The following is a 15,218-nucleotide window of genomic DNA, read 5'->3' as shown; positions in this document are numbered from 1 at the left end:
CTCCCTCTTGACATTTTCCCCTCTATCTTATACTATATAGTCAGACAATGCAAGAGAAATCAGACAACTTGAGTCTGGATCTGTGAGGAGGTCAATTCCCATGCGCAGCGATGTCATTAAAAAGGGGGCCCCCGCCGCCCCCAACCGCTCCCTGCTCTATGCCCTGGGCTATACCAAGGAGGAACTGGAGCGGCCTCTCATCGGCGTGGTCTGTTCCTACAACGAGATCGTCCCCGGCCACATGAACCTGGATAAGATCGCCGAGGCGGTGAAGGCCGGCATCCGTGCCGCCGGAGGCACTCCGGTGGAGTTCCCCGCCATCGCCGTGTGCGACGGCATCGCCATGGGACATGTGGGCATGAAGTACTCCCTGGTCACCCGGGACCTGATCGCCGACTCCACCGAGGCCATGGCTATGGCCCACCAGTTTGACGGTCTGGTGATGATCCCCAACTGCGACAAGAACGTGCCCGGCCTGCTCATGGCGGCTGCTCGGGTGAACATCCCCACCATCTTCGTCTCCGGCGGTCCCATGATGGCGGGCACTATGAATGACGGCCGCCGTACCTGTCTGAGCCACATGTTCGAGGCGGTGGGCTCCTACTACGCCGGCAAGCTGGACGAGGCCGGCCTGGAGGAGTATGAAAACAACGCCTGCCCCACCTGCGGCTCCTGCTCCGGCATGTACACCGCCAACTCCATGAACTGCCTCACCGAGGCCATCGGCATGGGGCTGCGGGGCAACGGCACCATCCCCGCCGTGTGGTCCGCCCGCCTGCGGCTGGCCAAGCACGCCGGCATGCAGATCATGGAACTGGTGGAGCGGGATATCCGTCCCCGGGACATCATGACCGAGGCCGCCTTCCACAACGCCGAGACCATCGACATGGCCCTGGGCTGCTCCACCAACACCATGCTCCACCTGCCTGCCATCGCCCATGAGTGCGGCATCGAGCTCTCCTTCGACATGGCCAATGAGATCTCTCAGAAGACCCCCAACCTGTGCCACCTGGCCCCGGCGGGCAACACCTATATGGAGGACCTGGAGCGGGCCGGCGGCGTCTACGCCGTCATGGCCGAGCTGTCCAAGGCGGGCCTGCTGGACACCGGCCTGATGACCTGCACCGGCAAGACGGTGGCAGAGAACCTGGCGGGCGTGGTCAACCGGGACCCGGAGATCATCCGCCCCATCGAGGCTCCCTATTCCAAGACCGGCGGCATCGCCGTGCTGAAGGGCAACCTGGCCCCCGACGGCTGCGTGGTGAAGCAGTCCGCTGTGGCCCCGGAGATGATGGTCCACGAGGGCCCTGCCCGGGTGTTCGACAGCGAGGAGGACGCCATCCAGGCCATCTATGCCGGCAGGATCGTGGCCGGCGACGTAGTGGTCATCCGCTACGAGGGCCCCAAGGGCGGTCCCGGCATGCGGGAGATGCTCAACCCCACCTCCGCCATCGCGGGCATGGGCCTGGATAAGGATGTGGCCCTCATCACCGACGGCCGCTTCTCCGGCGCCACCCGGGGGGCTTCCATCGGCCATGTGTCCCCCGAGGCGGCCTCCGGCGGACCCATCGGTCTGGTGGAAGAGGGTGACCTCATCGCCATCGACATCCCCGCCCACTCCATCACCCTGAAGGTGTCCGACGAGGAGCTGGAGGTCCGGCGGGCCAAGTGGGTCTGCCCCGAGCCCAAGATCAGGACCGGCTATCTGGCCCGGTACGCCAAAATGGTTTCCTCTGCCGACCGGGGGGCCATCCTGGAGTAAACAGCGCGATACAAATAGCCCGGACGCGGCCTCCGCCGTGTCCGGGCTATTTCTGCTCTGTGTCCCTTTGATATTCAGAAGAGGCCTGCGGTGATGCGCCCGCCCTCCGCCCCCGCACGGGAGGCGGCGTCCCGGTGGAACATGGTACAGACACGTTCCTGCAAGAATATGCTGTGCGGAGAGGGTCCCATACAGGGACGGCCTCAGCAGGCAGGCGGGCACATCACAGCAGGTCCCCATGGTAGGATATCCGTTTTCTCCCGTCTCATCCCCTCGGGCCGCTGTCTGGGGATAAAAATGGGCACAGTTTCCCCAAAATCCCATTATTTGTATTTCAACGTCCCACATAGCCCCCGGTTTCCCCCTTCTATGAAATCATTTTTAATAGAAAGAGGGATCGATCATGGCAAGCAGACACACTGAACATTATGGGTTGAGCCAGTGGGAGGCTTCGGACAAAGTGGAGCGGACCGACTTCAACGCGGACAACGCCGCGGTGGACGGGGCGCTCCACGCGCTGGCACAGTCCAAGGCGGAGACCGCCGTCCTCTCCCAGCTCTCCGGCCTTGTGGCCCAGAAGGCGGACCAGACCGCCCTGGAGGCGCTGGAGGGGCGGCTGGACAGCAAGGCGGATCAGGAGGGCCTGAGCGGCGTGGAGCGCCGCCTGTCAGCCGTGGAGGGCTCCATGCCCCGCACCGCCTTCGGCAGCTACACCGGAAACGGGACCAGCGGCCCGGAGTCCCCTGTCTCCCTCGCCTTTTCCTTCCCGCCCCAGCTTTTGGCGGTGCGCCGCTCTGGCTCCTCCGCCGACCGCTCCGGCCTGCTCCTCCTCCGGGGCGTCACCCAGGGCGGCGGCCTGGGGCACATCGACTTCTATGTCAATGTCACCTGGTCGGGAAATCAGGTTTCCTGGTACACCTCAAAGGACAACCCCTCCACCCAGATGAATTCTGAGGGTGTGGAGTATTTTTATTTTGCCATTGGGTAAAACAGATATCGCTCTTTCATGAGAGGAAACACCCCCGGGCAGATGCCCGGGGGTGTAATGATTCCTGTTTTATCCGGTTGGATAATTAGGTCTCAATGCTCAGATTAGCAGTCACGTCGCCGGTCACGTTTCCGATGGTCACTTCCACCTCGGCGGTAGCGACCACAGGAGCTACATAACTGCCATTCTCCTTGTAGAACACGGTATCAGCGGTCCAGTCAGAGGCTTCCGCCACTTCATACTTACCCGCATTCTCCACATAGAGAGTTCCATCCGCAATCGCAATCAGGAACTTGCCGCGATCAGAGAATTTTCCGCTCCCATCGGCACCATCGGCGTCAGAGACAACGTAGGGCTCGCCACTCTTAGCGACTCCCTTGGTCGTTACACCAGAGACTTTCACCTCAGTTTTGTCGCTCTCGATCTTCTTCCCAGCGGCCTGCGCAGCGGCAGTCCGCTGCTGCATGGTGACGGTAAACCCGTCCATGCCAGTTTTGATCTGAGCAGGGATCTCGCTGGTAAACTCCCAGCCAGCAGGAGCATTCAGGGTCAGGTCATAGCTCTGATAGTCATAGGAAACAGTCAGAGTTCCGTCCACCAGGGCGCGGACATAATAGGTGGTGCCGGCCTTGGTCACAGTATTGCCTTCGCCGTCGACAGAGACAGTGGCAACAGTCTTGTTGGCGTCAGTTCCAGTGGGAACCACAGCCAGGGTGGTGTCCACAGGCACAGTGACGGTCTGGCCATTCACATAAGAAGTTCCATTGACGGTAACAACAGCGTCGGTCAGATTCAGGGTCAGGGTCGCCTGAGTGGCGGCAACGGGCTCAACCTCAGCCTTAACCTCTTCATTCTTGGTGACCTTGTTCAGAGTCACGGTGCGGGTCTCAGTGCCCTTGTTGTCAGTCCACTGATAGCCGGTCTTGGGAGTCATCTTCACGGTGACATCCAGGTTCTTCTCGGTCAGGACCAGGCTCTTATTAGTCTCGCTGTTGCCGTTCTCATCGGTGATGGTGTACTCCACCTTGTCGCCATTGCTTACACTCACGGTGTAGGCAACGGGGGCATCGGTGCCCTTGACCTCAGTGATGCACACGCCCATCAGGATCTTGCCGTCCAGGACATAGGTGACCTTGTCGTTGCCGTCGTCCTTGATGCGGCCGATGGTGGACTTGGTCAGGTCGTCGCCGTCGAAGCGGGCAACCACCACGTCCTCGTCATAGGCGTAGGTCTTATAGTTCTGGCCGGCGGCATCGCCGATGCCGATGACCTCGTCGTCCTCGCCCTCGGTGCCGACACCATTATCCACGTGCCAATCGGTGAAGATATTGTCATAGTCGGTGACAAAGCCGTCCTTGTTGTAGGTCAGGCCGCTGAGCACCTTGATATCGTCGGTCCCGATGGTCTTGAAGAAGTCATAGGCGTCGCCGTCGCGGACCTTCAGCTTGACGATCTCGCCGCCGACCATGGCCTGGTACTCATAGTACTTGGTGTTGGTCTCGTTGTCCTTCTGGGCCTTGGCGCCGGTGTCGCCCACCACGAAGATGACTTCGTCGTCGCCGTCCACGTTGGCGTTCTCGATGTAGACCACCTTGGCCACGCCGCCCTTGTCGAAGACAACGGCGTTGGTGTCCGCGTCACCCTTCACGTCGGGCACATTCTTGATGCCGGTGTAGACGGTGTAGTCGTCGCCGTCGTACAGCAGGAAGATGGTGCTGCTGTTGGCATAGTAGTCGTCGGCCGCAAAGATCTTCATGGCGGAGGTGCCGGACTTGATCTCCAGACCGTTGGCGTTAAAGGTATTCTCGTTCAGGTCGATGCGGTTGTCGCTTCTCTTGGTCAGAGTGTACAGGCCGTCGCTGTCCTTGGAGTAGGACACGATGTAGCCCTCCAGAGCCTCACGGGCCTTCTGAGTGCTATCATACTTGTCCGTGCTGTCGGAATCCAGGTCCACCTTCAGCTTGGTGGCGTCGGTGAGCAGCAGGGTGGCGCCGAAGTCGGCGTCATCGCCGTACTTGTCGTTGGCGGAGCCAACGCCCACCACGTAGGCGTAATCCTGAGCCACGGCGTCAGCGTCCAGATGGATCACATAGCCATAGGCGTCCAGATAGGCCACGGTCTCGGCGTCCACATCATCGGTGTCCAGCTTGTCGCTGGCATCCATGTTCTTGGAGTAGGAGTAGCTGGTGCCGTCCAGGGAGAAGTTGTCCTTGTCCTTCACCTTGGTGACAGTGCCTTCCACGGACTCAGCCTTGACAACAGACTGGATCTCGTCGTTGGCGTAGGTGTAGACGACCACGTCGTCCTCCGCAAAAGCGGTGGTAGCAAACTCGTCGTCGCTGGCATCGGCGGGGCCGTCCACCAGGTCGGACAGGGTGATGGTGCCGTCCTTCTCATCGACCTTGTAGACCTCAGCCACATAGCTGTCGATGACGGAGACGGTAACTTCCTTCTCCTTGGAGTCAACATAGACCTGAGTCAGAACGCCGTTGCCGGTCACGTTCTCGCCAGCGGCCTCCTTCAGGAAGCAGTCAGTGCTGGTACGGTTGTCATACAGGTCGTTGCCGTCGAAGGAGTACTCATTGGCCTCGCCGTTGGTGTAAACGGTCCAGTCATAGTCCTGAGCGGCAGTGCGGCCCACATCGTTGTACAGGGTCTTGGAAGAGACCTTGGCAGTGTAGGTGTGGGTAGCGGTGTCGGCCATGCTGATGATGATGTCGTCGTCAGCGATGCCCTTGTAGCTGTCGGGGATGTTGCCCTCGTCGTCCAGAGACACGTTGGCCAGGGAGCCGGTGCCCCACACGGTGCTGGGACGGCCGAAGTCATCCTCGTCATTCATGTACACCAGGTCGAAGTTCTTGTAGCCCAGGGTCTGCTTGTAGTCGAACTTCACGCCGTTGGCCCAGGTGCTGCCGGTGTTGAAGTAGATGTTGAAGGTGTCGTTGTACTCAACGGTGACAGCCTTGGTCAGGGCGTTGAACACCAGCTCGGCCACGTTGTCGCGGGTCAGGCCGGCATTGGCGGTCAGCTTCAGATCGCCGTACATGCCCAGCTCAGTGCCCTTGGCGGTGGCGGCCAGCATCCAGTCGTTGCCGAAGTCAGTGGCGCTCTGGAAGTAGCCCAGAGTGCGGCACAGCATCAGCACGGCCTGCGCGGTGGTCACGGTGGCGCTGGGGTCGAACTTGCCGTCGCCCACGCCGGCCACGATGCCCAGGCTGGCGCACAGGTTCACATAGCCCTCCGCCCAGTCGGGGACGTCGGTGAACACGCTGGTCTCCGCGAACTGGTTGACGTTCACACCGGCGCCATACAGCATGGTGCAGATGATGACCGCCATCTCGGCGCGGGTGACTACGTTCTCGGGACCAAAGGACCCGTTCTCGTAGCCGTCGAACACGCCGATCTCGGCGGTGACCGCCACGGCGTCCTGATTGACGATCTTATCCTTATCGGTAAAATCGTCGATGCCCTTAGCGCTGGTTCCGACCATCATCATGCCCAGGAGCATGGCGGAAGCCAGAGCAACGCTGAGAGCGCGCTTCAGGTTTCTCATTGGATATTCCTCCTTTTATATTTGGCAAATGAGAGCTATTTTCTTGAATTTTAGGGGTTTTACCAAAATCAGGAAAGTACAACACTTCTGACACAGGAGGAATTGGTTATAAAAAGGGGAAGATTAATGGAAAAATCCATGAGATTCTACCCAAAAAGTTTCCCTGGTAGACATTTGGTAGACACATGAAAACAGGAGGGGCGGCGAGGCCCTGAAACTCCAGGCTCCCGCCGCCCTTTTTTGGTAGACTTTTGGTAGACATCGCGCTTTTTGTCAAGAATATGATTGGAGCTCTTACAATTATAATATGCTGTTTTTCATTTGCAAGGGACCTCAATCTCCTTCTGCCATGTGGTAACCCACACCTACCTCAGTAAAAATATACTGGGGTTTCGCCGGGTTCTTTTCTAGTTTGCGACGGATCTTTGCCATATTGGCCCGCAGATTTTGAGTATCTCCTACAGCATTCGGCCCCCAGATCTCTCGAATGATAAAATCATATGTCAAAACTTTTCCGGCATATTGGGTCAACAGAGCAACGATCCTATACTCACTCTGAGTCAGATGCACGTTCTCTTCTCCCAGCCATACCAGATGGCTGTCAAAATCGACTCGCAGCCGGCCACACCGGTAGATCCCTGTACGCGCCAATCCAGGATCGGCGGCTTGCGTCCTGGTATGGCGCAGAGCGGTGCGGATACGCGCCAGCAGTTCTCCTCCGCCGAAAGGTTTGGTCAGATAGTCGTCCGCGCCAAGATCCAATGCTTCGATCTTGTCTCGTTCTCTGGTCCTGGCAGATACCACTATAATTGGAACAACGCTCCACCCTCGAATACGTCGGATGATATCCACTCCATCCATATCTGGGAGCCCCAGATCCAGAATAATCAAGTCAGGGCAGTAGGCGTCAAGCATCTGACACGCCTCTGTTCCGGTATAGGCCTTGATGACATCATATCCATTGGCTGTCAGGACCGTTCCGATCAGATAGTTGATACTTTTTTCATCTTCGATCACTAAAATTTTATCCTTTATGACCGCCATACTGCCGTTCCTCCTTTAAGGGAAGCGTGAACCAAAACTCCGTGCCTCCCTCCAGCTGATTTCTGCCTTCAAAATTTCCTCCGTGCACCTTGATAATATCGCGGCAGACGATCAGCCCAATGCCCATATTGTGTTTTTTATCTCCAGAACTGGTATCTGCCAATTCCATATAGTCCCCGCATAGATGCTCCAACTTTTCCTGCGGGATCCCCGCCCCGTCGTCACTGACAGAAAAACGGACCCAGTGCTTTCCCGCATCTACCCGAATCCGGATCTTCTCCGCCATCCCATGGATCACCGCATTTTCCATCAGGTTGTATAGCACCTGCTCGATCAGCATCGCATCCATAGGCACTTCCAGCAGGACGTCAGGCACCTCTACTTCCACTGTGGTATTGGGGAAGTGCTTTTGGAATTTTTCCATTACCTCACCCACTACTTCCTCTGGCATCTCCGGACTCTTTTTCAAGTGGTAAGACGCCCCGCCTACACGGGTGATAGACAATAAATTTTCTACCATACGGATCATCCACTCTGCTTCACTGCACACATTGCGGAGCAGGGTCCTGTTCTCCTCATCGCTCAGACAATTTCCCGGACTGAGGATCGCCTCTGCTGATCCGATGATGGAAGTCAGCGGAGTCCGCAGGTCATGCCCCACTGCCCGGAGCAGATTGGCGCGCAGTCGCTCCCGCTCCGCCTCGATCTGGGCCTCCTCCTGCTCTTTGATATGGGTAGTAAGCGCGCTGGTCACGATAGAGACACTAAACAGTGTGACAAATGTGAATGGGTAACCAGCCCCCCGCAGCTCAAACCGGTAATAGGGTTCCATAAAGGCATAATTCACGACCACTGCGGCGATCAGGCTCGCCGTCATCCCATAAAAATATCCATTGGTAGAACGGGCCACCACCAAGACACCTGTCACAAAAAGCAAGGCTGCATGGCAGTCATCCGCCCCTACGGGCTGGAGCAGCAGACCCAGGTCCAATACCACCGCCATGGTCACCACTAAAATCACGCTGTCCTGCCAGCAGAGGGGACACATCCGCCTTATCTTACCGAGCACAGGCCCACCTCCCCCCTTTCTAACCGGGTCAAAGTCAGTATATCATGGAACGCTGAAGCGTTCAAGCCGGACGTATAAGTGCAAAAATGCCAGACAGCCCCCGATCAGGGGCTGTCTGGACATTGGCCGCGCCTCACAGCGTGGGGATCCCTGTATCAAATTTGGGGCAGCGGACCCGGACTGTCTTCAAATCATTGACTACCTGACTGATCTGAATGTCACAAGTCGCACTTAGCAAACGGTATGCATCCGGAAAATCCAGTTTCAGTTTTTTCTCCAGAAAGGCAACTGTATCAGATACCGCCAATCGAATAGCATCGTCCAAAGTCACAGCGGATGCTGTAAAATAGAGGGCTTCCACTGTCTCGATGACCGGTCTGCTCACCGGCCGGTCCTTGTAAAGCGTGGTTTTGAGACAGATCCGGCCGGGTGTCTCGATCCCGGTCCCGCTTAATTCCCCGTCACCCATACAGGCGTGCAGGTCCCCCACTGCCAGGCCGGCTCCTGGGACCGACACAGGAAGATAGACACGGGCCCCCGCCTTCACCATCTTCGTATCCATATTAGAGCCGTGATCCCCCGGCACTGCACAGTGGATATCCAGCCCAGGTCTGGGGGCTACCCCGCACACGCCCACCATTGGGGTCAATGGGAGACGGATCTTGTCAGAAAAGCAGGCAAATCCATCCTCAATGGGAATCACCTTAGTGTCAGCCTCTGTGATCCGGTCCCCCAGTACGCCCAATCCCTTTGAGGTCACCATAACCCCCTGTCTGCCGAGCTCAATGGCCAGGATCTCCACACACAGGGTATCTCCCGGCTTGGCACCCCGCACCTCGATCGGCCCAACAGAGCAGTCCATGATCGTGATATCGATATCCGGACGCTTTACCGAGGCGTCTGTGATCTGGCCGCTGTAACAGTCATCTGTCTCCACCCAGAAGGTCTCCCCATCCTCGACGCTATATTGACAGGGATGCTCCGCATTGAAGCTGAAGATCACTTTGTCTTTGGGAATGACACGCATTGCATTTTCCTCCCTCTTTTACCAGCCTGAGGGCAGGATCCCCACCAGATCCAAAACCGCATAGAGGGCTGCCGCACAGAAGAGCGTGATGATGAGCACCTGGACCCACCGCGCAGAGTACCAGCCGCACTTCCAGGGCGGCTCCATGTCGCCGTTTTTCCGGGCACTGTTTACCATCAGCGCAGGCAGAATGGACATAATGACACCACCGAAGGTCCCAGCCAGGTAAATGGCGTCTACAAAGCTGACCAAGCCGCTGTAAGCTAAAATGAATGGAGGCAGAGCCACACATGCCAGCGAGATCAGGCGGGTCGGCACATGATTCTCGCTCTTGAACTTGAACATGTCCACAATGTTCGTCAGCATAGAGCCGCCCACTGCCCAGTAAGAGGTCATCATGGCGCACAGGGCAAAAATGTTGGCTACAAACATTGCCCAGCTGCCCAGCGCCTGGCCCCAGGCGAGCGTCGCTACCTCCGTGACATTGTCCGGTCCAGTAAGGGAAATGACAGCCAGAGGGACCAGCGCCAGCAGTATCCCGGTGATCAGCATGCCGATGGTGACCGCTTTGGGCAGTGCGCGAGCATTATGCCGCAGGCCGCGGGCCAGTTCAGGGACTGCATACTGGGCGATATAGCAGAAGATCGCCACGTTGAACACAGGCACCGCATAGGTCCAGTTGGTGTAGATCGCCTGGCTGATATCCGCTTTCCCAGATAAGAAGGAGACCCCGATAATAACGGCCAGCAAAACGATCATGCCGGTACTGATAAATTTTTCTGCCAGGCCGGTTGCTTTCAGTCCCAGCCACACTACTACTACGGCCGGCACAGTAAAGATCAGGCTTCCAAGTGTGGGGGAGATCCCCAGCAGCTCAGCCAAAATTTCTCCGCTGCCGCTGGTATAGGAGATCATGCAACCAATGGAGTTGGCGCACACAGAAATAAAGACCAGTACCGCCCCCAATTTTCCCACATATCGTTCTGCCAGCCCCGGCAGCTGCATGGGCTTTTTCGTGCGGAGGGTAGTCTCAGCCACATACAGCATGGAGACCGTCGTAAATACCCCCGCGATAATAAGCCACATCAGCAGGATAGGCCATCCGGCCTTCCGGGAGGAATAAGCCAGTCCTAAAATACCGGCTCCGATATTTGCACCCACGATGATCATAGCTGCTTCCCAGAAGGTCAGCTTCTTCACGCTGAGTGCTCCTTCCTCTGTAATGACAACATTACTTTTTTCTTCGCCCATGTTCATCTCTCCTCAGCTTTTATTTTTTGCCGGAGTGGTATGATCTCATTATAGAAAGTCGGGCTCCAAAATTCAATTGATTTAGTTCACAATATTTTCACTAATTTTTATATAATAGCAACATAATCGCAACATTCATTTTCTGCTTTTTGTCTCCTTACAGGCCGCAGGCATAAAAAGCGCCCCTTAAGAGGCCCGAAAAGGGGAGAGATCCCAAACTTTTCAGGGCCCCTTAAGGGGCTGTCTGCTTGCATTTCTTTCAGGTCCTCTGGGCCCTGGCCGGGTCTCCGGCCCTCTTGGGAGGAAGCCCCGCCCATGCTGGGGACCAGCCAGACGCGGACCGGTGACGGCGGGACGGGTCATTCTGCTGTTCAGCACTCACCGGCCGCCAAATCCGCCGCCGCGGCCACCGCCGCCGCCAAAGCCACCTCCGAATCCTCCGCCGCGGCCACCGAAGCTTCCGCCACGACCGCCGAAGCTCCCACCAAAGCCTCCGCCGCGGGAACCGCCGAAGCCTCCGCCGCGGCTGCCGCCGAAGGAGCCTCCGAAACCACCGCTGCCGCCAAATCCGCCGCCACGTGATCCTCCGCTCCGCGGACGGCTGCCGCCGCCGATCCCGCCAAATCCACCGGGGTCACCTGGTCCTCTGGGCCCTCTCGGACCTCCGGGCGGTGGCGGCGGAGGACGGTGCCAATGGCGCCGGTACCAGCCGTATCCCGGACCATGCCAGAAGAGGATAGGCCGGAACACATAGGGTGGGGAGGCCACCCCATAAAAACGTGCCCGGTAGCTGTTGTAGCGCGCCCGGTCGATGGCGGAGAGCACCATCAGGGCCGCCACCAGAAGGACCAGCAGGGAGATCACCCCCATGGTCCGCTCATTGACCTGGTAGCTCCCTCCCCCTCCGGCGTTGCCCAGTCCGAAGTTGTCTATATATACCTGGTTCATCTCCGCAAAGAAGGACAGCACACCCTCTTCAAAGCGCTGGGCACCGAAGTTGCTGGAAAGCATCCCATCCAGCCGGGAAGTCACACTGCTGGTCAGGATGGTGGAGAAGTCGTTGCCTGTAGCCACGTAATAGAGCTCGTCATCCACCGCAGCCACCAGCAGGGCGTCGCCCTGGCCCAGGCCGATCTGGGTCCCCTGGTCGTAAGCATAGCTTTCGATGTCCTGCCCATCCAGGCTGTCCACCATCAGTACGGCGATCAGACTGTTGTACCGATAGTCCCAGTTGGCGTTATAGAGGCTGATCTGCTCCTCTGCGGAGGAGGACAGCACCCCGGCCTGATCTGAGATCCAGGTGTCATACTCCGACGTGGACAGGGAGGTGTCCAGCGCGCCGGAGGCACTGTTGGATGTGTCTGTGGGCAGTCCGGGGACGGGAGCCCGCAGCTGACCCACGCCGATAGCCGCCACGACCATGATCACAGTCAGCGCTATGGCCACCCAAGTCTTTTTCAAAAAGTTCATCGTTTCACCTCACGCAGCGGGACAGGACCGCCGGCCTCAGCCTCTCAGCTCCAGCAGCTTCTGCTTCAGCTCGCCCTCAATGCGGCCCAGCTCCAGCTCGGCCTCCTTCCGCTTCTGGCTGCCCTCCTGCTGGATCTTCATCACCTCGTCCAGGGTGGAAATCAGCTGCTGGTTGGTGTGCTGGAGGGTCTGGATATCCACCACGGAGCGCTCAGATTCCCGGGCGGTCTCGATAGTGCCCATCTTCAACAGGTCCGCGTTCTTCTGGAGCAGCTGGTTGGTCATGTCGGTAACTGCGGACTGGGCGGCCGTGGCCTGGCGGCTGTGCTCCAGCCCCAGGGCCAGCACCATCTGGCTCTTCCACAGGGGGATGGTGTTGACCAGGGAGGACTGGATCTTCTCCAGCATCAGGGTGTCGTTGTTCTGGATCAGCCGAGTCTGAGGGCCCATCTGGATGGAGATCATCCGGGTGAGCTCCAAATCGTGGAGCTTCTTCTCAAAGCGGTTACACAGGTTGGCATAGTCGTTGTATTTCTGTGCGTCCTCCTGGGCCCCGGTCTCGGCGGCCTTCTTCTTCAGCTCCTCCAAGTCGTGGGCCCGGACATGCTCCAGCCGCTTTTTCCCCGCGATGATATACATAGTCAGCTCTTTGTAGTATTTGGTGTTGAGGTCATACATCTGGTCCAACATGGCGATGTCCTTCATCAGCACCACCTGGTGGTTCTCCAGCACCCGCACGATCTTGTCCACGTTGACCTCGGCCTTGGCGTAGCTCGTCTTCATGGCCTCCAGTTTATCCCGCTTCTTTTTGAAGAAGCCCAGGAAGCCGCCCTCGTCTTCCTCCTTGCCGAAGCCCTTCAGTTCCACCACTAGAGAGGACAGGGCCTCCCCTACCTCGCCTAGATCCTTGGTCCGCACGTTGTTCAGTGCGTTTTCCGAGAAGCCGGCGATGTTCTTCTGGGCGGCGGCGCCGTACTGGAGCACCACGCTGGAGTCGGTGATGTCGATCTTCTGGGAGAACTCATCCACCATCTTCCGTTCCGCCTCCGTGAGCTGGCTCTCATCCAGCTTGACGGCGTGAGCGTCCCGCTCCTTCTGGGCTGCGGCCTCGTCAGCCGGGTCCGCCGCTGCAGGCTCGAGGGTCAAGGTGGGGGCCTCCGGGGCGGCCGGTGCCGCGGCCGCAGCGGTGTCCGCCTCCGGCGTCAGAGTCAGCTGAGGGGTCATATCCAGATTGTCGCTCATTGTCGTTTCCTCCTGTATCGTCACGTTTCTGATCTCATTGTCCTAGATATCACGGGACCTCGGTCCCCGCTTTCCAGAAGTCATATCCCGTCAGCACGGCCATCTCCATCGCCCCATGATCAGTTTCTCCACCTGTTCCACGGCCTCCCCCACTCTTCTCGGCTCACAGCTCCAGGGTCACGCCTCCGTCTCCGTCCTTCTTCTGGCCGCCCAGCCCCTCCCGCTGGAGCATCTGCTCCATGACGGTGATATCGGTAGAGATGTCCAGTGCCTCATCCCCGAACAGGGCGTCCAGCTGCCTGTCAAAAGCCTGGGAGATGGTAGCCATCATCTGCTCCACCTTCTTCTTGGTGGCGTCGATATTTTCCCCCGAGATGCCGGCCGCATCCATACGGTCATAGGCATTCAGGATCTTCAGGGTGGTGGGCAGATAGTAATCCAGAAACCGGCGGATCTGGGGCAGCTTTTTAGGCTGCTTCACCACCAGGTCGATGATCTTCCGGGTGACCTCCTCCAGATGATCGATCTGGGCGGATATCCCCTCGTCCTCGATGCTGTCGTTGAGGCGGCGCATCTCACCCACCGCCCGGTCCCGCTCTTTGATGAGGGCGTCGATCTCCGGATCGCCGGTACTTTTAGGAGGTTCCTTCTTCTCGGGCTCCTCCTGTTTGTTCTCCTCCGGCTCTCCGGGCACCTCATACACCTTATTGGGGAAGAGTCCCTTCCCCACGATGAAGGCCGCCGCCGACAGCGCCCCGCACAGCAGGTAATGGACCGGCTGGTACAGTGGGAACAGCAGCGCATAGGCCAGCCAGACCGCACCCACCAGATAGATGGGGACCACCGACCGCTTTACATGTTTTGCCATATCTGAACTTCCTCCACTTCCGCAGGCCGGCCCCTTCCCCGGTCCGGCCTGCAAAGCTGCCTTCATATGTCCTGTTGTGAGATATTGTACCCCCACGGAGATGGGGTGTCAAGGAAATTAGCCGCAACTTCCGGCCGTCCAATCTGTGGTCTCAATTTTTTACATTCTCTGCGCCCTTTTCTAGAAAGACGAGAAATGCCGCCCCAAGTGGGGCGGCATTTCTCTGAAAAAACACACACAAGAAGGAAGTGCGGGGCAAACTTAGGCGTTGTGGGACTTGGAGTGGCTGGGGGCGACGTACTGGCCGTTCTCCTTCTTGACCAGCTTGCCCTCCTTGACCAACTCGTTGGGGCTGTAAATGTCATTGATGTTCCAGCAGCCGGGGGTGGGCACCACGATGTTCTCCATGGGGGCCTCCACCAGGAAGGGCTTGCCGGCCTTGTTGGCCTCGATGGCCTTCTCCAGGGCGGGCTTGAACTCGTCGGCGGTAGAGCAGCGGATGGAGTCCACGCCGTAGGCCTTGGCCACGTCGGCCCAGCAGGGGCTGTAGGACTCCCCATCGGGAGTGTGGAACACAGTGCCGAACTTGGTCTTGTAGTTGGCGTTCTCCAGGCCGGCGATGGTGCCGAAAGCGGAGTTGTTCATGACCACCCAGGTGCAGGCGATGCCCTTCTCCACGGCAGTAGCCATGCAGGTGGGGTTGACGCCGAAGCCGCCGTCGCCGGTGAGGGTCAGCACGATCTTATCGGGGGCAGCCAGCTTGCCGCCCAGGACGGCGGAAGCGCCGAAGCCCATGGTAGCCAGACCGGAGGAGTGGTGGATGGTGCCAGGAACGGTGATATCGAACTCCTGGGCCACGCCGTTCTTGTTCCAGCCCACATCGGTGAAAATGATGGCGTCCTCGGGGATGACCTCCTTCACGTCCTTCAGGATGCGCTGGGGAG

11 protein-coding genes are annotated in these 15,218 nt (G+C 58.5%); 2 read left to right on the top strand and 9 right to left on the bottom strand.

Annotation, left to right across the window (positions count from 1 at the left end):
* Positions 1–100: 100 nt before the first annotated feature.
* Together ilvD and NE584_RS11350 are read left to right on the top strand one after the other, a co-directional pair.
* Positions 101–1,762 (top strand): dihydroxy-acid dehydratase, encoded by a 1,662-nt coding sequence (gene ilvD / locus NE584_RS11355; RefSeq protein WP_050622887.1) that lies wholly within the window; start codon positions 101–103, stop codon positions 1,760–1,762.
* 403 nt (positions 1,763–2,165) lie between these two features.
* A complete protein-coding gene (locus NE584_RS11350; RefSeq protein WP_256182862.1) occupies positions 2,166–2,750 on the top strand; it encodes a hypothetical protein in 585 nt (194 codons plus the stop codon).
* Between the two features lie 85 nt (positions 2,751–2,835).
* On the opposite strand, the gene NE584_RS11345 is transcribed toward NE584_RS11350, so the two are convergent.
* From NE584_RS11345 to NE584_RS11305, 9 genes are all read right to left on the bottom strand, one after another.
* Positions 2,836–6,303, bottom strand: a complete 3,468-nt coding sequence (locus tag NE584_RS11345; protein ID WP_256182861.1) for an S-layer homology domain-containing protein — start codon at positions 6,301–6,303, stop codon at positions 2,836–2,838.
* A gap of 333 nt (positions 6,304–6,636) precedes the next feature.
* Complete coding sequence (locus NE584_RS11340; protein WP_256182860.1) at positions 6,637–7,347, bottom strand: response regulator; 711 nt, start codon at positions 7,345–7,347, stop codon at positions 6,637–6,639.
* Positions 7,328–8,416, bottom strand: coding sequence for an ATP-binding protein (locus NE584_RS11335; protein WP_256182859.1), 1,089 nt, complete (start codon positions 8,414–8,416; stop codon positions 7,328–7,330). Before NE584_RS11335 ends, NE584_RS11340 begins: the two co-directional genes overlap by 20 nt.
* Before the next feature lie 133 nt (positions 8,417–8,549).
* Positions 8,550–9,443: an acetamidase/formamidase family protein gene (locus NE584_RS11330; protein ID WP_256182858.1), complete on the bottom strand. Its 894-nt coding sequence runs from the start codon at positions 9,441–9,443 to the stop codon at positions 8,550–8,552.
* Positions 9,444–9,461: 18 nt separating this feature from the next.
* Complete coding sequence (locus NE584_RS11325) at positions 9,462–10,694, bottom strand: amino acid permease (protein WP_256182857.1); 1,233 nt, start codon at positions 10,692–10,694, stop codon at positions 9,462–9,464.
* 378 nt (positions 10,695–11,072) lie between these two features.
* Complete coding sequence (locus NE584_RS11320; RefSeq protein WP_256182856.1) at positions 11,073–12,164, bottom strand: TPM domain-containing protein; 1,092 nt, start codon at positions 12,162–12,164, stop codon at positions 11,073–11,075.
* 36 nt (positions 12,165–12,200) lie between these two features.
* Positions 12,201–13,406, bottom strand: a complete 1,206-nt coding sequence (locus NE584_RS11315) for a toxic anion resistance protein (RefSeq protein WP_108980399.1) — start codon at positions 13,404–13,406, stop codon at positions 12,201–12,203.
* A gap of 163 nt (positions 13,407–13,569) precedes the next feature.
* Entirely contained in the window at positions 13,570–14,274 is a 705-nt protein-coding gene (locus tag NE584_RS11310; protein WP_256182855.1) for a 5-bromo-4-chloroindolyl phosphate hydrolysis family protein, read from the bottom strand.
* 261 nt (positions 14,275–14,535) lie between these two features.
* A partial coding sequence (locus NE584_RS11305; RefSeq protein WP_256182854.1) for a thiamine pyrophosphate-dependent enzyme occupies positions 14,536–15,218 on the bottom strand: 683 nt, incomplete at its 5' end.

The sequence above is a fragment of the Clostridium sp. DFI.5.61 genome (assembly GCF_024462915.1).
Taxonomy (GTDB): Bacteria; Bacillota; Clostridia; order Oscillospirales; family Oscillospiraceae; genus Lawsonibacter; species Lawsonibacter asaccharolyticus.
Note: the sequence above shows the minus strand (reverse complement) of the source record. Positions and strands in the feature narration are given on the sequence as shown.

What these genes read in the sequence shown, in the direction of transcription:
- ilvD (WP_050622887.1), top strand. Translation starts at nt 101, where the DNA reads ATGCGCAGCGATGTCATTAAAAAGGGGGCCCCCGCCGCCCCCAACCGC.
- NE584_RS11350 (WP_256182862.1), top strand. Translation starts at nt 2,166, where the DNA reads ATGGCAAGCAGACACACTGAACATTATGGGTTGAGCCAGTGGGAGGCT.
- NE584_RS11345 (WP_256182861.1), bottom strand. Translation starts at nt 6,303, where the DNA reads ATGAGAAACCTGAAGCGCGCTCTCAGCGTTGCTCTGGCTTCCGCCATG.
- NE584_RS11340 (WP_256182860.1), bottom strand. Translation starts at nt 7,347, where the DNA reads ATGGCGGTCATAAAGGATAAAATTTTAGTGATCGAAGATGAAAAAAGT.
- NE584_RS11330 (WP_256182858.1), bottom strand. Translation starts at nt 9,443, where the DNA reads ATGCGTGTCATTCCCAAAGACAAAGTGATCTTCAGCTTCAATGCGGAG.
- NE584_RS11325 (WP_256182857.1), bottom strand. Translation starts at nt 10,694, where the DNA reads ATGGGCGAAGAAAAAAGTAATGTTGTCATTACAGAGGAAGGAGCACTC.
- NE584_RS11320 (WP_256182856.1), bottom strand. Translation starts at nt 12,164, where the DNA reads ATGAACTTTTTGAAAAAGACTTGGGTGGCCATAGCGCTGACTGTGATC.
- NE584_RS11315 (WP_108980399.1), bottom strand. Translation starts at nt 13,406, where the DNA reads ATGAGCGACAATCTGGATATGACCCCTCAGCTGACTCTGACGCCGGAG.
- NE584_RS11310 (WP_256182855.1), bottom strand. Translation starts at nt 14,274, where the DNA reads ATGGCAAAACATGTAAAGCGGTCGGTGGTCCCCATCTATCTGGTGGGT.